This is a genomic window from Paenibacillus spongiae (assembly GCF_024734895.1).
GTDB classification, from domain to species: domain Bacteria; phylum Bacillota; class Bacilli; order Paenibacillales; family Paenibacillaceae; genus Paenibacillus_Z; species Paenibacillus_Z spongiae.
In genome coordinates, this window is record NZ_CP091430.1 from 1,506,292 (window position 1) to 1,524,640 (window position 18,349).

At 45.3% G+C, this 18,349-nt stretch carries 17 protein-coding genes; 16 read left to right on the forward strand and 1 reads right to left on the reverse strand.

What is annotated here, in order from left to right:
• The first annotated feature begins 6 nt into the window (after positions 1-6).
• Genes L1F29_RS06815 through L1F29_RS06850 form a run of 8 tightly spaced genes read left to right on the forward strand, consistent with a single transcriptional unit; the run spans position 7 to position 7,901 of the window.
• Positions 7-1,170 carry a glycosyltransferase family 4 protein gene (locus L1F29_RS06815; RefSeq protein ID WP_258387583.1) on the forward strand — a complete coding sequence of 388 codons (1,164 nt, stop codon included), beginning with the start codon at positions 7-9 and terminating at the stop codon, positions 1,168-1,170.
• Entirely contained in the window at positions 1,133-2,194 is a 1,062-nt protein-coding gene (locus L1F29_RS06820) for a glycosyltransferase family 2 protein (protein ID WP_258387584.1), read from the forward strand. The genes L1F29_RS06815 and L1F29_RS06820 overlap by 38 nt, the downstream gene beginning before the upstream one ends.
• 47 nt (positions 2,195-2,241) lie before the next feature.
• Positions 2,242-3,297, forward strand: coding sequence for a glycosyltransferase family 1 protein (locus L1F29_RS06825; RefSeq protein WP_258387585.1), 1,056 nt, complete (start codon positions 2,242-2,244; stop codon positions 3,295-3,297).
• A gap of 18 nt (positions 3,298-3,315) precedes the next feature.
• On the forward strand, positions 3,316-4,215 hold the full coding sequence (locus L1F29_RS06830; RefSeq protein ID WP_258387586.1) for a glycosyltransferase family 2 protein: 900 nt from the start codon (positions 3,316-3,318) through the stop codon (positions 4,213-4,215).
• A gap of 24 nt (positions 4,216-4,239) precedes the next feature.
• Positions 4,240-5,307, forward strand: a complete 1,068-nt coding sequence (locus L1F29_RS06835) for an EpsG family protein (RefSeq protein WP_258387587.1) — start codon at positions 4,240-4,242, stop codon at positions 5,305-5,307.
• Positions 5,308-5,347: 40 nt separating this feature from the next.
• Positions 5,348-6,082 (forward strand): glycosyltransferase family 32 protein, encoded by a 735-nt coding sequence (locus tag L1F29_RS06840; protein WP_258387588.1) that lies wholly within the window; start codon positions 5,348-5,350, stop codon positions 6,080-6,082.
• Between the two features lie 15 nt (positions 6,083-6,097).
• Positions 6,098-7,312, forward strand: a complete 1,215-nt coding sequence (locus L1F29_RS06845) for a glycosyltransferase (protein ID WP_258387589.1) — start codon at positions 6,098-6,100, stop codon at positions 7,310-7,312.
• Positions 7,296-7,901 carry a sugar transferase gene (locus L1F29_RS06850; protein ID WP_258387590.1) on the forward strand — a complete coding sequence of 202 codons (606 nt, stop codon included), beginning with the start codon at positions 7,296-7,298 and terminating at the stop codon, positions 7,899-7,901. Before L1F29_RS06845 ends, L1F29_RS06850 begins: the two co-directional genes overlap by 17 nt.
• Before the next feature lie 8 nt (positions 7,902-7,909).
• Here the strand turns inward: L1F29_RS06850 and L1F29_RS06855 are convergent, their stop codons facing one another.
• The gene (locus tag L1F29_RS06855) at positions 7,910-8,566 is read right to left on the reverse strand and encodes an acetyltransferase (protein WP_258387591.1); all 657 of its coding nucleotides are present in this window, start codon (positions 8,564-8,566) and stop codon (positions 7,910-7,912) included.
• Between the two features lie 107 nt (positions 8,567-8,673).
• On the opposite strand from L1F29_RS06855, the gene L1F29_RS06860 reads away from it, so the two are divergent.
• From L1F29_RS06860 to galE, 8 genes are read left to right on the forward strand one after another with little or no spacing between them, the layout of a single operon-like run.
• Positions 8,674-9,861 (forward strand): nucleotidyltransferase domain-containing protein, encoded by a 1,188-nt coding sequence (locus tag L1F29_RS06860; protein ID WP_258387592.1) that lies wholly within the window; start codon positions 8,674-8,676, stop codon positions 9,859-9,861.
• 15 nt (positions 9,862-9,876) lie between these two features.
• Positions 9,877-10,911, forward strand: coding sequence for a glycosyltransferase family 2 protein (locus L1F29_RS06865; RefSeq protein ID WP_258387593.1), 1,035 nt, complete (start codon positions 9,877-9,879; stop codon positions 10,909-10,911).
• A gap of 13 nt (positions 10,912-10,924) precedes the next feature.
• The gene (locus L1F29_RS06870; RefSeq protein WP_258387594.1) at positions 10,925-12,085 is read left to right on the forward strand and encodes a polysaccharide pyruvyl transferase family protein; all 1,161 of its coding nucleotides are present in this window, start codon (positions 10,925-10,927) and stop codon (positions 12,083-12,085) included.
• Positions 12,086-12,098: 13 nt separating this feature from the next.
• Positions 12,099-13,292, forward strand: a complete 1,194-nt coding sequence (locus L1F29_RS06875; protein WP_258387595.1) for a glycosyltransferase — start codon at positions 12,099-12,101, stop codon at positions 13,290-13,292.
• A 16-nt stretch (positions 13,293-13,308) separates the two neighbouring features.
• Entirely contained in the window at positions 13,309-14,490 is a 1,182-nt protein-coding gene (locus L1F29_RS06880) for a glycosyltransferase (protein ID WP_258387596.1), read from the forward strand.
• Positions 14,491-14,501: 11 nt separating this feature from the next.
• On the forward strand, positions 14,502-15,749 hold the full coding sequence (locus L1F29_RS06885; protein ID WP_309252410.1) for a glycoside hydrolase family 88 protein: 1,248 nt from the start codon (positions 14,502-14,504) through the stop codon (positions 15,747-15,749).
• Positions 15,724-17,280 carry a lipopolysaccharide biosynthesis protein gene (locus L1F29_RS06890; RefSeq protein ID WP_258387598.1) on the forward strand — a complete coding sequence of 519 codons (1,557 nt, stop codon included), beginning with the start codon at positions 15,724-15,726 and terminating at the stop codon, positions 17,278-17,280. Before L1F29_RS06885 ends, L1F29_RS06890 begins: the two co-directional genes overlap by 26 nt.
• Entirely contained in the window at positions 17,277-18,347 is a 1,071-nt protein-coding gene (gene galE / locus L1F29_RS06895; protein WP_258387599.1) for a UDP-glucose 4-epimerase GalE, read from the forward strand. The genes L1F29_RS06890 and galE overlap by 4 nt, the downstream gene beginning before the upstream one ends.
• Positions 18,348-18,349 lie beyond the last annotated feature (2 nt).

Here is an 18,349-nt window from a genome sequence, read left to right on the forward strand (position 1 = left end):
CGGAGGATGCCTAAAGTTCTATTTTGCGCGACGGTCGATATTCACTTTCAGAAATTTCATCTCCCTTATCTGCAGTGGTTTCAGAACCAAGGCTGGGAGGTTCATGTTGTTTCAAACGGCGATATGGAACTGCCCTATGTAGATGTCAAGCATCGCATTGCCATTCATCGCTCGCCCTTCTCGCTGGCCAACGTGACCGCTTACCGGCAGCTGGCTGCGATCGTAAACGGCCACAGCTTCGATTTGATACACTGCCATACTCCGATGGGCGGCGTTCTTGCCAGATTGTCGGCACGTAAAGCAAGACAGCGGGGAACGAAGGTCATCTATACGGCCCATGGGTTTCATTTCTGCAAGGGGGCGCCGCTGCTGAATTGGCTGGTCTATTATCCGATCGAGAAAAGCTTGGCTTATCTGACGGACTGTCTGATCACAATTAATTCGGAAGATTATTCATTAGCGCAGCAGCGCCGTTTCAAAGCCGGACGGATCGAACAGGTGAGTGGGGTCGGGGTGAATCTGGAGCGTTACCGGCCTATTGGCGCCAAGGAGAAAAGCGAACGAAGAGAGCAGCTTGGTTATAGCCCCGACGATTTCCTGCTGTTCTTCGCCGGTGAATTTAATAAGAATAAGAATCAGCAGCTTCTGATTCGCGCGCTTGCCTCTATTAAAGATAAGGTTCCTCACAGTAAGCTCCTGCTTGCAGGTGAGGGGAGTCTGGTTGATGAATGCCGGTTGCTGGCCGACAAACTTGGCATTGGCGAGCGGGTTCATTTCTTAGGCTATCGTAACGATATCGAAGCCCTGCTGCCGATGTGCGATGCTGCCGTAGCCTCGAGTCTTCGTGAAGGCTTGCCTGTCAATATTATGGAGGCGATGGCCTGCGGGCTGCCGATCGTTGCGACGGCGAATCGAGGGCATTCCGAGCTGGTGGCGGATCAAGGCAATGGGTTTATTGTCTCTCCGGGAGATGTTGAGGCTTTCGCAGGCCGGATCGAACAGCTGTGCAGCTCGCAGCTTCTGCGGGAGCGTATGGGGAATGAAAGTATGCAGCGGGCAATGAATTATTCTCTTGCACAAGTAACCGTACAACTAGGGGACATTTATACCAGTTATATGTCGGAGGAAGAGGATGAAACCAAGAATCAGTATAATCGTGCCTATATTTAATATGGAGTCCTATCTTCACAGATGTTTGACGAGTCTGACCTCGCAAAGTATGGATGATATTCAAATTATTGCAGTAAACGATGGATCGACAGACAGCAGCCTGCAAATCGTTCGCCAATTCGCCGAGAATGATGATCGTATAATCGTTATTCACCAGGAAAATGGCGGTGTGTCCTCCGCACGAAATGCAGGTATCCGGGCGGCTGAAGGGGAATTTATCGGTTTTGTAGATCCGGATGATTGGATAGATACTACCATGTATGAAGATATGTACAAGGAAGCCATCCGCCATGAGGTTGATATCGTAATGTGTTCTTATATTCGCGAGTTCGGCAGCCACGCCATAGAAAAGAAATATCCGGTAGCTGATCTAGTATGCTATCGGGGAGAAGAAGTTCGAAATGAAATGGTAAGACGACTCGTCGGTCCAATAAACGATGAAGTTGCGAACCCAGAGCTTCTGGATGCATGGGGAACGGTATGGTCTAAAATATTTCGAGCAGAGATCATTAAGAATAATGAAATAACATTCGTCGATTTGCATCTCATCGGGAGCAATGAAGATTCACTATTTAATATCCATGCTTTTTATTATGCAACATCGTTTGTATTCATGAACAAGCCGTATTATCACTATTGGAAGGCAAATACCGGTTCAATAACCTCACGGCATAATCCGAATCTGATGAATCAATTTCTCGTTCTCTATACGTTAATTGAGAGCTTTCTGAAAGAGAAGATGATGCCCAGTTCCTTTCAGCTGGCTTTATCCAATCGAATTTCACTTAATACGCTCGGACTTGGTCTGAATACGATCACGAAGAAGTCTTCTATGTATCGAAAGGTCAGCGACATTCAGACGGTTCTCAATCATCCACGTATAAGAGGTTCATTGTCCCAATTTGAAACTTCCTCATGCCCGATGGTGTGGAAGGCTTTTTTTTTATGTGCCAAAAATAGGTTTTCATTGGGACTTTACATGCTGCTGCTGGCAGTTGATCGACTCAGAAAGATGAAGAGATAGGAGGTGGTTTTCTGAAGCCTATTCGCGTACTGCAGGTAGTCACAATTATGAATCGCGGCGGATTAGAGACGATGTTAATGAACTATTATCGAAAGATAGATCGAAGTCAGGTTCAATTTGACTTTATGGTGCATCGCAATGAAAGAGGTCATTACGATGACGAAATTGAACGTCTCGGGGGAAAGATCTATCGGATGCCAGCCATTCGTCCAGGCCAATACCGCAACTACTTTGGCAAGCTTGATGCGTTTTTTATTGACCATCCTGACTATCAGGTTGTTCATTCCCACATTAATGAGAATAGCGGTTTTGTTCTCCGTGCGGCAAAAAAGGCGGGCATTCCATGCCGAATTGCGCATAGCCACCTAAGTGATAATCGGTTGGATATGAAGCTACCCTTTCGGATTTACGCAAGAATGAACATGAGCGGACATCCTAATCATTACTTTGCTTGTTCCAAAAATGCGGGGAAATGGTTATTCGGGCATTCACAGAACGTCACGATTCTTAACAATGCTGTGAATGTAGAGGACTTTCAATATAATGAATCAATTCGAGAAGAGATTCAAGCAGAGCTCGGTGTGGAGGGCCGCTTTGTTATGGGTCATATCGGTCGGTTCTATAAACAGAAAAACCATACTTTTCTGCTGGATATATTCAAAGCCGTTCATATGAAAAACCCGAAATCCGTACTTGTACTCGTTGGTGAAGGTCAATTAAGAGCGACGATGGAAAAGAAAGCAGCTAAGCTAGGTTTAACTGATCATGTCAAATTTCTCGGCGTTCGTAAAGATATTGCACGATTGCTGCAGGGCTTCGATATTTTTCTACTGCCATCCTTGTTTGAAGGGCTGCCCGTCGTTCTGGTAGAGGCCCAGGCCGCAGGTCTAATGAGTGTCGTATCCGATACGATTACAAGGGAGGCGGATGTAACAGGTCGAGTCGAGTTCGTCGGCCTTAAACAAAGTCCGGAAGAGTGGGCGGAGCGAATACTTGCCTCGACGAATCATCATATAGATACATCTATGCAATTAGCCGCGAGTGGCTATGATACAGCAACGGCAACACAATGGTTGGTGAATTATTATAATAAGCATGCCTAATATTCAGGAGGTTCAGAAGTGAAGCCGATGCTGACCGTCTTTACACCGACGTTTAACCGGGCCTATATCCTTCATCAATGCTATGAAAGCTTAATTCGTCAGAGCTGTAAAGAATTTATCTGGCTGATTATCGACGACGGCTCAAGTGATAATACAAAGGAGTTAGTCGAAGGATGGATAGCGGAAGGACTTCTTTCAATTCGTTATCACTTCCAGGAAAACCAAGGCATGCACGGTGCACATAATACAGCATATGAGCTAGTGGACACTGAGCTTAATGTATGCATAGATTCCGATGACTATATGTCCGATGATGCCGTTGAAAAAATAATAAATTTCTGGAAACAGTATGGCACTGAGAAGGCAGCTGGAATCGTAGGCCTTGATGCTTCTCCGGATGGCCGGATTATCGGTACGAGGATGCCGGGGAATTGTAAAGAATCTACTCTCTCGGACCTATATGAGAAGCACAAGGTGAAGGGAGACAAGAAGCTTGTTTATCGATCGGAGCTGACCCGGCAATGCCCGCCTTATCCTATTTTCCCTGGTGAGAAATATTGCCCGTTGTCGTACAAATATATTCTTATTGACCAACAACATCCTTTGCTCATTATGAATGATGTACTGTGTATTGTGGAGTATTTACCAGATGGATCGAGCATGAATATTATCAAGCAGTATAAGAACAACCCGAGGGGATTTACGTTCTTCCGGAAGGTCGCGATGAAATATGCCCCTACTTCTAAGAAACGCCTTCGTGAATCCGTTCATTACGTGGCAAGCAGTCTAATGAGTCGCAATTATCGATTTTTGCTGGAGTCGCCATGTAAGCTGGCCACTTTGGCAGCTTCCCCCCTAGGGATGCTGCTGTATTTATATATACAGAATACACGGAGGTCTACGACGTTAAAAAGCTAATCAGTACCATGAAGGAGAAAAACAATGACCGTAATATGGCTCATGTTAGCAGTAGTTTTTATGCTGTCAGTATTATCAAGATATTTTTCAACTCCGGTTTATTTGGGGCCTACATATATTCGTTCAAGTAGATTACTCACCTTAGGCATTATGGCATCGTTGGTTCTGGTAGCCGGATTAAGAAAGAATATCGGAGATACGTATTATTACATGCATAGCTACTCAACAGGGGATTTTCGGTTGAATCAGATTCAACTGGAAGGCGATTTTGGGTTTAACTTCCTGCAGGCACTGCTTCATTTCATCTCAGATGACCCCCAACTGTTAATCTTTACGACGGCATTGTTTACGAATATATTCATTGTTCTCGTATTGCGTCAATATTCTCGAATGATCGAGGTTAGTCTATACGTCTATATTGCTTCGGGTATGTTCACAATTTCCATGAATGGAATACGTCAATGTTTGGCCGCTTCTATTGTATTTCTTGCAACCAAATATATTTTGAATGGGGATTGGAAGAAGTATTTTCTTATAGTACTGATTGCTTCCACTTTCCATAATACCGCGCTTATATTAATTCCGATTTATTTCATCGTACGAAGAGAAGCATGGACCAAGATGACTTTCTTGATGCTTGGTATGGCGGTCATTCTTACATTCGGCTTCCAGCAATTTTCCGATGTCATCTTCAGAGCGATCGATGATACCCACTACAGTGGTTATAAGGATTTTGCCGAAGGCGGTGCCAGTTTTATTCGGGTCATTGTTAATGGAGCGCCGGTCGTTATTGCATATTTAGGAAGACATAGATTACGTGAGTTGTGGCCAAATAGCGATTATATCGTAAATCTCTCTCTATTGAGCTGTGTCTTCATCATAATTGCTACTCAAAATTGGATATTCGCTAGATTTAATATATATTTTGGGCTGTATAACCTCATCCTTATATCATGGTTAGTCCATTTATTTGTGAAGAAGGATCGAAAACTAATCTACTTAGGATTGCTACTCTGCTACTTGGCTTATTTTTACTACGAGCAGGTAATTTCGTTAGGAATTTTATATAAGAGTGACTATATCACGTGGTGATATGAAATATCGGATAAGCATAGGGGGTAAGAAGAAACGAATGGAGAAAATCCCTCGAATTATTCATTATATATGGTTCGGCCGTGGGGAAAAGTCGCCAAAGATCAAGAAATGCATGAAAAGCTGGCAGCGCCATTTGGGCGACTATCAGTTCATCGAGTGGAATGAGGATAATTTCGACGTAAACTCCAACAGCTATGTGAAGCAGGCCTATGAGGCGCGAAAATTCGCTTTCGTCAGCGATTATGTAAGGCTGTATGCCCTGTACCATCATGGCGGGATCTACATGGATACGGATGTGGAAGTATTAAAGCCGCTGGACGTTTTTCTTCATCATGAAGCTTTCTCCGGCTTCGAAGATGATAAGCACGTGCCTACCGGGCTTATGGCATCCATCAAGGGGCATATATGGATTAAAGAGCTGCTGGAATACTATTCGGATAAAACGTTTATTCAGCCGGATGGGGCGTTTGATATGACAACCAATACAAGCATTATTACGAATCACTGCGCAGCGAACGGCTTCATACCGAACGGACAATATCAGGAGCTTCATAACGGAGTCGTATTTTATCCGAGAACAACCTTTTGCCCCTATGATTACATCAATGGTGCGAATTATATAACAGATGAAAGTTATGCCATTCATCATTTCGCTAAGTCTTGGCTGCCTGCCCATGTCCGCTACCGGAGCGAAGTGAAGCGAATGCTGAGCCGGTTCGTAGGGCCGAAGATGATCGCCAAGCTCCGTGACGCGGTCAAGATGAGAGGCTAAGAAAGGAAGTTGACGTTGAAGAAACGGTTGTTGTTCGTTACCCAATATCTTCACACTGGCGGCGCCGAGAAAAGTCTTCTGACCTTGCTCTCCGAGTTGAATTACGATAAATACGAGGTCGACTTACTTTTGTTCGACCATAGTGGAGCGCTCTTCGAGCAGGTGCCGCCTATGGTTAATATCCTTCCGCCATTGTTCGATACGTTCACCGTGCCCTTGTCGAAGGCGATTCCGATTCTTATGAAGAAAGGGCGGTTCCGCCTGCTGGCAGGAAGAATATTAGCATCGGTGCTCGCTGGATTCTCGAAGGGAAAAGGGGTCGGGATCCGATGGGCGATCTACCGTCATGCGCTTCGTTCGCTCAGCGGTCAGTATGATGTTGCAATAAGCTATCTTGACTTCCATTGCAACTACTACGTAGCCGAGAAGGTTCGCGCCCGCAAGAAAATTCTCTACAACCATATGGACTACGGCTACAGTGAGCAGCAAGGGTGGCCTTGTCCGAGGATGGAGCGCAAGAGCTTCGCCAAGTGCGATTACATAGTCACCGTAGCGGATTCGGCGAAGCTGTCCCTGGAGAGATATTTTCCGGAATATGCTCCCAAGATGAGGGTCATTCGCAACCGGGTTTCTGTGGATGCTGTCCGGCGGCTGGCTCAAGAGAAGGCCGACGATTGCCGCTTTGTGGGCATAACATTGACGACGGTAGCGCGCTTAGGGGATGAGAAAGGGGTCATGCTTGCCCTTGAGGCATGCGCACTCTTGGTCAAGCAAGGCGCTAATATACGCTGGCAAATCATTGGAGACGGAGCGCTGCGCAGTGAGCTTACTATGCGGGCCGAGGAGCTGCAGCTGGAGGGCCGCTTCCTGCTGTTTGGCGAACAAGCGAACCCTTATCCGTATATGAACGCCTCCGACATCTATATTCAGCCCTCCAAGACGGAAGCTCATTGCATTGCGGTAGAGGAAGCGCTGGCTTTATGCAGGCCTGTAGTCGTGACCGATATCCCGTCGTTCCGACATCAGATCCAGGACGGAGAAACCGGGATCATCGTGCCGGTCAGTCCAGAAGGTATCGCAGAAGGTATTATGAGGCTGATTGCGAATAAGGAGCTCCGGGAAGGGTTCACCAAGCGGCTGTTCCACTCCGGCAGCCGCCATCAACAGGAGCTTGCCAGGTTCTATCAGCTGATTGAAGGGGAAGAGGCGTATTATGAAAAGGCTAATTGATCTGTCAGCCGCCATTCTACTGCTCATCCTGCTATCGCCCGTGATGCTGATAACGGTCATCTTAGTCCGCATCAAGCTCGGAAAACCCGTCCTGTTCAAGCAGGAGCGTCCGGGGCTTAACGGAAAGCCGTTCATCCTATTGAAGTTTCGTTCCATGACAGACGCCAAAGACGGTGACGGCGTGCTGTTATCCGACTATTTGCGGCTAACGAGCTTCGGCGTCTTCCTGAGGAAATACAGCTTGGATGAACTGCCGCAGCTCCTTAATGTATTGAAGGGCGAGATTAGCCTCGTCGGACCGAGGCCGCTCTTGATGGAGTATCTTCCCTTGTATTCGACCGAGCAAGCCAAGCGCCATCGTGTCAAGCCAGGCATAACCGGCTGGGCGCAGGTAAACGGACGAAATGCGATTACGTGGGAAGAGAAGTTCAAGCTGGATGTCTGGTATGCCGAGCATCAAAGCTTGCGGCTTGATTTGCGAATACTGCTGTTAACGTTCATGAGAATTGTGCGTCCGGCAGGAATCAGCAATGCGAACCATGCGACGATGCCGCCTTTTCGCGGGAACGACCGTCATTACGATGCTTGATTTGATCGCTACAGGTAGCGCTCGCCGCGCTCTCGTGTGCGAACAACTCTGGTTGGCGTTCCATAGGCTACGACGTAGGAGTCGATGGAGGACAGTACGGTAGAGCCGGCACCAATAACGGAATGTTCTCCAATCGTTATACCGTGGATCACAGAGGCTCCGAGCGAAAGAACGGAATACCGGCCGATACTAACCTGACCGCCGGTCGTCGCATTTGGAGCAAGCGACACAAAGTCGCCAACGCTGCTATCATGGTCGACTGAAGACTTCGTGTTTAAGATGCAATGCTTGCCAATATGGGTATCGCTGTTAATAACGGCGCCAGCCATAATGACCGTTCCTTCTCCGATGGTGACACCGCGTGCAATCGATGCTGAAGGGTGAACGCTTGTAATAAAACGAAATTGCGGTTGAATATTCATGATTCGCGCTGCTATTGAAGAGCGGACACAGTTATCCCCAATCGCGATGATGCCGCCGTCGATCTGACTGCGGTGGTCTTGGATATAATTCAGTCCTCCTAGAACTTCGTAGCCGTAAACATGTGTTCCGGGCGTCTTATTGTCATCGATTAATCCGATAATCGTATACTGCTTCGATTGTTCTAAGCTATCGATCACGACTTTGGCATGACCGCCGGAACCTATTACAACGATTCTATCCATATGAAACGCCCTTTCTACTGCCTGTGCAGCGGCTGTATTCGAATAAATAATCTTTATAGTATTCTAGCACATTGAAAGAAGATAAAACGACTATGAAGGAGATTTGGATGAGATACGATGGTATTGATTTGAAGCTCCTTCCCAGTGAGCTTAAGCTTCTGCTTTCCTTTATGAGAGCAGACTGTTCGGAGAGGATCATTCAATCCGAAATCGAGCAGGTTGCCGATGTGGACTGGGATCACTTTCTCCTTCTATCGAGACATCACCGTCTCGTCCCGTTCCTTCATCATCGCATGAAACAGCTCTCGTTAACGGGAATACCGCCCTATGTCCTGCAGACGATATCCCGCGAATACCGGAATAATACGCTGCAAATGATGCAGCTAAGCGGTGAGATGACCCAGGTGAGCAAGCAGCTAAGTGAAAGAGGCATACGTTCCATTATGCTCAAGGGTCCTGTGGTTGCAGTGGATCTATACGGGAGTCTTTCCCTTCGCACGTCCTCTGATCTGGATATACTGGTGCATCTGGATGATCTGGAGCATGTGGAGCGAATTCTTGCGGGGCTGGGATATGTTAAGGAAGGCGACCTGCCATCGGTCTTGAATGACTGGAAGTGGAGACATCATCATATTGCATTCTACCATCCCGCTAAGCGGGTTAAGCTCGAAATTCATTGGCGTCTCAATCCGGGCCCTTCGAAGGAGCCGGGCTTCGATGAGTTGTGGCAACGCAGAAGAGTAAGCGCAATTTCGGCCGAGCCCGTCCATCTGCTTGGCCGCGAGGATTTGTTCCTATTCTTGATCTCACACGGAGCCCGTCACGGATGGTCCAGACTGCGCTGGCTGCTGGATATCAATCAAATCTCGCAGCAAGAGCTTGATGCCGATCTTGTTATGAAGCTCTTGCGGAGCAATCACTTCCTCCAGACAGCAGGCCAGGCGTTATTCTTGTGCTCGGAGCTGCTGCATACGCCGCTAAATAGTTCATTACAGCAGCTGGCAGAGGGAAAACGTGCACGAAAGTTGGCCCAAGACGCGATGTTCTATATCAGGCAGCTGATTAATCTACATACGGATCCGCTGCCCATCGAAGTGGCAAGATACCACAAGCAGCATTTGTTTGCTCTCATGTCTATTCAACAAAAGTCATTGTTCTTGTTAAGCTTTCTATTTCCATATCCGATGGATACGCAGACGCTCCCGCTGCCGAAATCACTGCATATGCTTTATTTCCCGCTGCGTCCCTTTCTGTGGGCATGGAGAAAAACGAGAAGACATGGATATCAGGAGTAAGGAGACCGCCCTCGCATGAGCATTAAAGTAAGTGTCGTCATCCCTGTGTTTAATTCGGAGAAATTCCTTGTCCCTTGCATAGAATCGCTGCTTAATCAGACGCTCAAGGACTGCGAATTTCTATTCGTGAATGACGGATCGCAGGACAACAGCCAATCGATCATCGAGACCTACATGCAGGCGGACAATCGGATCAAGCTGATCAATCAAGCCAATCAAGGGGTTAGCACGGCGAGGAATACGGGGCTGGCTGCCTCGCTTGGAGAATATGTGGGATTTGTGGATGCGGATGATACCGTAGAACCGGATATGTACGCCGTGCTGTACCGCGCGGCTAAACAGGATAACTGCGATGTGGTGATATCGAACTTTGAAAGCGAGATGGAAGGGCATAAAGTTACGGTCGCTTACACGTTTCCTACCGACACCAAACTGAATCGATCGTTTATTGAGCAAGAAATTATGATCCATTTTATAAAAGAAGAAAACTTAAATTCAGTATGCAATAAATTATTCCGTAATTCTGTTATTCAAGAAAACAGCTTGCAATTCCCGGATGCGGTAGCCCTTGGTGAGGATGAACGATTTAATATAAGGTTTTTCAGTCTTGCAAACACCATGAAGTACATAAATTATACGGGCTATCATTATAGAGAAGTAGCTGGTAGTGCAACAAGAGATATTTTGACTAAAGACTACTTTGGTCGGGCCCTAGAAGCCTATAAACGAGAAAACCCTGAGCTGGCTGCACTTCAAATCGATCCCTATCGCATTAGTAGTCTTCGTTCCATAAAGCTCATGAACAGCGTTATGTCTTTCATCTATATGTACTTTAAACCAACCGCGGAGGTTGGTTTCTTTAAAAGGTATGGGTATGTTCGGAGGATGATTAACGATCCTCATGTCCGAAATGCACTGCCGATTTACTACAAAGAGGTTTATGAATCATTAGGCATGTATCACCGATTTATGTTTAGCATGATTAAAAGGCGCTTTACGCCAGGCTTGTATTTTGCGGCAGCATATAGTCGATTGAGAAGCAGTAAATAGGGGGATGGTAGAGATGAAAATTATGATGTTTGCACATGGTGGAAGTTTAAATCGCGGATGCGAGGCCATCGTTCGTGCATCAACTGAGATTATTAAGGAACAAGTTACGGGAGCTAAGGTCTATTTAGCTTCGGAAAATCCAGCGACGGATAAAATTATCACCAAACTAGATGGTGTATTTGATGCCTCCAAAAGAAACATATCTAAGTATTCATATGATTGGTTCATCTCATCGCTTCAGGTAAAGTTGTTCCGTGATGAATCCTATGCCTTAGGGAAAATTGAGAATAATACGATCAAGCATATTAAAGATATGGATGTATGTCTATCCATAGGTGGTGATAATTACTGTTATGGTGAACAGCCGGGTTGGTATGAGATTGACAGACGAGTAAAGGCCCAAGGGAAGAAACTCGTCTTATGGGGATGTTCCATCGGAGAAGAGGATTTGTCCGAACGCAAACTGGCGGACTTAAAACTGTTCGATCTTATACTTACTCGTGAAACTCTGTCATACGAGTTGTTACGAGGCAAGGGCTTAACCAATGTGAAATTGTGTGCGGATGCTGCATTCACAATGGTCAAAGAGGAATTGATGTTACCCGATGGCTGGCAGGAAGGAAATGTAGTAGGTTTTAACTACAGTCCTCTTATATGGAAGAGAAACAACAAATCAGAAGAAGCGGCACGGGCGCTGCTCCAGCATATTTTGCAAACGACGAATATGACCATCGCGCTAACACCGCATGTCACCCAGGGTGGAAATAATGATTACGAGGTTCTTTACAAGTACTATGATGAATTTCGTCATACCGGCAGAATGATCCTCCTGCCGGACAACTTAAATGCGACTCAGTATAAAGGATATATTGCTAGAATGCGTTTTTTTATTGGAGCACGAACCCATGCTACGATTGCAGCTTATTCAAGCTTAGTTCCAACGATGGTACTTGGGTACAGCGTTAAGTCGAAAGGGATTGCTAAAGATATTTTTGGGGAAGAGAGATTGGTCCTGGGCATTGATGAGATTTCTGATTCACAAAAATTAAAAAATAAATTTGATGAAATGGTGAGGGATGAAATGGAGCTGAAGCAGAAGATGCAGGAATCAGTTCCAGATATAAAGCGATTATCTTATAAAGCGGTTGATTATTTAAAAGAACTTGTTAAATAATTCGAGGTGCGCGATGAAAAAGCGATTGCTTTTTATTATGCCAAGTTTAGCAGCTGGAGGCGGAGAGAAAAGCTTAGTCAACTTACTATCCCAGCTGGACTATGACAAATATCAGGTTGAGCTATTCTTGTTTAATCATGACGGGATTTTTATGGAATATTTGCCTCCTGAGGTCAGAGTGCTGCCTTTACAGCAAACCTATAAATGGTTTACGCTGCCGCTCTTTCAATCAGTATTGAAGCTGCTGAAGGAAAGAAAATTTTCTCTAGTATTCAACAGGCTCATGTATGCGATTAATGTACGAAGAGCAAGAAGTATTCCAATTAATGAACAATACAGCTGGAAGCACTTATCACGTGCTCTGGAAAGACTGACAACACATTATGACATTGCTATTGGCTTTCTAGAGAACACCTCCACTTATCTGTGTGTAGATAAGGTTGAAGCATCTAAAAAAATCGGCTGGGTCCATATTGATTATGATCAGTTTGGTATGGATCCTGCCATCGATAACCTATATTTTGAGCAATTAGATCATATTGTTACCGTATCCGATGAATGTGCGGAAATCTTACGTGCAAGATTTCCGGAGCAGCGAAAGAAGATCCATATTGTGTACAACATTGTATCGCCCGATATGATTTATAAGATGGCAGAGGAAGAGGATAAGGACTTATATTCACGAGTGAACGGCGAACAGGTCATCCTTTCCATAGGCCGACTACATGATCAGAAAGGATTCGAATGGGCAATTGAAGCCTGTAGAATACTCGGAGATCGAGGATACAAGGTGAAGTGGTATGTAATAGGAGAGGGGGAACTGAGAGAAGCCTTAACTGACCTTATACGTAAATACGGGGTTGAGCAACAATTCTACTTGCTGGGTTTGAAATCAAATCCGTATCCTTTTATCAAGCAAGCTGATTTGTACGTTCAACCATCTAGATATGAAGGGAAATCCATTGCAATAGATGAAGCGAAAATTATGAAGAAACCTATCGTGGTAACCAACTTCAGCACAGCAAAGGACCAGATACAACACGAAGAGAATGGGCTGATTGTCGAGATGAATCCGTGTGCGATTGCGGATGGGATTGAGAAGCTGATAAATGATGAAACGCTGAGGAGCCGCTTTACTGGAAACTTATCTCGTTCGAAACTCGGAACAGAAGAGGAAATAACGAAGCTGAACAGTCTATTTGCATAGGTGGATGATGGGTGCTATGAAAAAAAATCTGTTATTTGTAATGAATAATTTGAATTGCGGGGGCGCGGAAAAGGCACTTATTGCTTTATTAAATACGATTGATTATTCCGCTTATACTGTCGATTTATTATTATTCCGCCGTGAGGGTATCTTTCTCGCCGATGTTCCGAAACAAGTTAACCTCTTGGAAGAACCGCAAGATTACAGCTACTTTAATATGCCTATTAAGGCTGCCATCAAAGATTGTGTTCATAAGCGCAGGTTCGATGTAGCTATAGCCAGGGCGTGCGCGGCATTTATATTCAGAAGCGAGAAGAACAGAGTACGCTGTGAACAAAGAGTTTGGAAGTATTTGTCCAAGGCGCTGCCGAGTTTATCCAAGCAGTATGATGCGGCAATTGGTTATTTGGAAAAAAACCCGATTTATTTTTGTATTGAGAAAGTGAATGCCACTAAAAAAATCGGGTTTATACATAACGATTACGATCAACTTGGTATGGACCCCTCCATCGATAGAAGCTATTTCGAGCAGCTTGATAATATTGTGACGGTTTCTGAAGGGTGCGTCAAAGTACTCAAAGATCGATTCCCGATGTTTGAACCTAAAATTAAATTGATGTATAACATCGTATCTCCTGACGTCATAAAGAGGCTTTCGCAAAGGAAAGTAGACCTGCGGCATAAAGGAATTTCAATCGTTTCTGTGGGAAGGTTGCACTATCAGAAAGGGTTCGAGATGGCTGTAGAGGCTTGTGCTATGTTGATTGAAGATGGTTATGATATCAAGTGGTATGTGGTTGGGGAAGGCGATGAACGGGAGAAGCTGGAGCGACTTATCAAAGAGCGTAAGCTGGAGGCTGCCTTCATTCTGACGGGGGTTAAAGACAATCCATATCCGTATATAAGGCAGTGCGACATTTATGTGCAAACCTCGTTATTCGAGGGTCATTGCTTGACGATTACAGAAGCTAAGATATTAAAGAGACCGATCGTATCGACCGACTTCAACGTCATTCATGCACAAATCCAGAATGAGAAAAACGGGCTAATCGTCAAGCAAGATCCAGCATCCATTTTCGAAGGCATCAAGCGTTTAATTAGTGATAAAGAGTTAAGGGATTCGTTCGAACATCATCTATCTAAGGAACATTTAGGGACGGAATCAGAGATAGAAAAACTTTATCAATTTATTAGCTAGGACGTGATTGTATCCTGATCCAAATCGCAGGACTGATATTGCTCGCAGTTGTCGCTGTTATCTTAATTATTGACATTATTCCGTTGTGGAAGGACTGGTTCGGAAGGATCCATATAGGCCGGGCAAGCGATAAGGAGAAATGGGGGGAATCTATTACCGAATTGGCTGTTAAATGGTTAAATCATACACCAACAATCAAGCTAACAGACCATACAAGGCTGATCGTGATTGATATGCTGCGAGGCAATTATTCGCGGTCTTCCATCCAGCATTGGCAAGAGGCGGCGTTATTATTGGGCACCTCTGAATACTTGAAGCATCACGATGATAAAAAAGTAGAGCAAGCAGTTGTGAAGTATCTGGAAAAAACGTTTGATCATAACGGTCAATGGCGGGAGAAGCCAAAGCATGTTGATGGGGCAATCCTTGCTTATGCATTAATGAAGTTATCCTTTGTTGAAACTGACCGTTACAAAGAAGCGCTCGATTATACATGGGCGATGATTAAGGAGTATATTGGCGAGGACGGAACCGTGGAATATCGAAAATCCATGAATCATTACAGATATGTAGATACGGTCGGATTTATTTGCCCGTTCTTGGTCGCGTATGGACTTAGATACGAGGAAGATGCATGTATCGATTTATCCATAAAGCAAATTCTGACGTATGAACGATACGGTATGCTGACAAATCACGGCATCCCTTGCCATGCCTATCTGATCGATCATAAAGTGCCGATGGGCTTATATGGCTGGGGAAGAGGCCTTGGATGGTATGCAATTGGTCTGATTGATGCGTGGTACGAATTGCCAACGGAGCACCCATATAAATCAGAACTGAAGCATTGCATAAGCAGGTTTGCCAAGGCTGCTATCCGTTTTCAGCAGCCGAGCGGGAATTGGAACTGGACTGTAACGCGCCAGGAGTCGATTCCGGATTCTTCCTCAACGGCTACAGTAGGCTGGTTCATGCAGCAAGCGGCGTCCATTCCTGCACTTGCGGATGAGTGCTCCGCAAGTGCAGAACGCGCTATTCATTATTTAATGAAGGTGACCAGAAGGAACGGAGCCATTGATTTCTCACAAGGCGATACGAAGGATATCGGCGTCTACTCCAACCAGTTCGGTATTCTGCCGTTTACACAAGGCTTTGGGGTCAGGTTAATTCAAAGATATAACGCTGCAAGGAAGAGCGGCAAGCAAGAATATGCGGCAAAAAAAGAGGGATTGAATGAGAGTAAAGAGCTCGCTCATTAACATTTCCGCAGGTTTGGGCAATCAACTTATAATCACAGCCTTAAGCTTTATTTCAAGAAGCGTATTCATCAGTACATTAGGGATCGAATATTTGGGGGTTAACGGACTCTTTACCAGCTTATTAGCAATGCTATCGCTGGCAGAAGCGGGTATTGGGTCGAGCATTATATACAATTTATATAAGCCGGTCGCTGAGAACAATCAAGAACAAATTAACCGGCTGATGAAGCTGTATCGTAATGCGTATATTGTGATAGCCTTCGTTGTATTGCTGCTTGGATTATCGATTCTGCCTTTCTTGGATCATTTCGTAAAAGACACCAGTGTGAAAGACGTCTACATCATCTATTTGATATTTTTGTTTAATACCGTTGTGCCTTATTTCTTTCAATATAAACAGTCATTTTTGAGTGTTAGTCAAAAGAACTATGTGGTAACAGGCGTGTACTCCGTATCACAGATCATATCCACCAGCCTGAAAATCGCCGTCCTAACCTACACGCAAAACTTTATTTTGTACCTAATTATAGACAGCATGATTACGATTACGACCTCTCTTATTTTGAACACCATCGTCAACAGAATGTATCCTTTCTTGAAAAACAAACCATCAGGTAAGCTGGATGCGGAGACGAAAGGGAACCTGATTAAAAATATCAAAGCGATCGTGCTGCAGAATATCGGAACCTATTTCATTCTTGGTGCAGACAGCCTGATTATTTCGGCCTTCGTCAGTCTTGCGGCAGTCGGATTATATTCAAATTACAAAATGCTGATCGATATCAGCAGAACCTTCTTAAATCAAATTTTCAATAACATGTACCATAGCGTGGGCAATTTAGTTGCCAAGGAGAGTAAAGCCAAGGTTTATCAGGTGTACAAAGTAACGATGTTGTTGAATTTCTGGTTGTACTCCTTATTTACGATCTTCATGGCCGTTATGATCCAGCCCTTCATTACGGTTTGGATCGGATCGAAGTTTCTAATGGAGGGCAGCGTGCTGCTTGTCTTAATGCTGCTGTTTTATGAGAGAGGCATGCGAAATTCCATTACGACGGTGAAAACGACGGCAGGCATCTTTCATGAAGACCGTTTTGCACCTTTATGTCAAGCCGCAGTGAGTGTGACGCTCTCTCTGGTGCTTGTTCACTATCTGGGCATTACAGGCGTATTCATTGGATCACTTGTCAGTGCACTGGCTGTGCCATTCTGGCTAACGCCATTACTAGTTTACCGCAAAGTATTTCAACAGCCCGTAACGCACTATTTTATCCGTTACGCTTCCTATTCGGCATTAGGGGTAGGGACATATTTTATTGCTAAATATATATCCGGTTTTATTACGGTGGACGGATTTTTTTCTCTCGCATGGAAAAGCATCATTTGTTTCCTCGTCATTAATGCCGTATTTGCAGCGGTTTTCTATAGATCGGAAGAATTTAAGTATTTAATCCGAATGATTGCGAATCTTCTAAAAAAGCTGCCGATCGGATCCAAATTATCCCGAAAGATGGAGGGGGTAGAGCAATGACTGTTCTTATAACCGGCGGGGCTGGCTATATTGGAAGCCATACCTGTGTTGAGCTGCTTCAAGCAGGGTATGATATTGTCGTCCTGGATAACTTCTCAAACAGCTCGCCGGAATCATTAAGAAGGGTGAGTGAAATTACGGGCAGAGAGTTTCCGGTCTATGCCGTTGATTTATTGAATCGGGATGAACTAGAGCGCGTATTTTCGAATCACGCGTTTCAGGGCGTCATCCATCTGGCTGGATTGAAGGCCGTAGGCGAATCGGTAAGCTCGCCGATGCATTACTATTACAGCAACATGACGAGTACATTCCATCTCTGCGAGACGATGCGAAAGTATGGTGTCCATCGGATGGTATTCAGCTCGTCTGCAACCGTATACGGCTTGCCGGGGAGTGTTCCCATTACAGAGACGTTTCCTGTCGGGGCGACCAACCCCTATGGCCGAACGAAACAGATGATCGAGCAGGTCCTGCAAGATCTATATGCGTCCGATCCTTCATGGAGCATTTCGATATTACGTTACTTCAATCCAATCGGCGCGCATAAGAGCGGCCGAATCGGAGAGGATCCCAGCGGGGTTCCTAATAATCTCATGCCGTTTATTACGCAGGTAGCGGTCGGGAGAAGAGAGCGGCTGACCATCTATGGCAGTGATTATCCTACCAAAGACGGTACGGGCGTTCGGGATTACATCCATGTTGTCGATCTGGCGCAGGGTCACCTGCGGGCGCTGGAAAAGCGTTTGTCTCAGTCTGGGATGGATATCTATAATTTGGGGACGGGGAAAGGATATAGCGTGCTGGAGGTTGTGCAGGCGTTCGAGAAGGTCTCCGGGAGAAAGATCCCCTATACTATCGTGGATAGGAGACCGGGAGATATTGCGACATGCTATGCCGACCCTTCCAAGGCGCAATTAGAGCTTGGTTGGGAGGCTGTTCGAAACATCGAAGAGATGTGTGTCGATTCATGGTTGTGGCAGCTGCACAATCCAGAAGGATATAAAGAAATGGTTCCGACCTCGCAGGCCAGTGCGCCGCGAGGTTTTTTTACGACGTCTTCTTTGTGAAG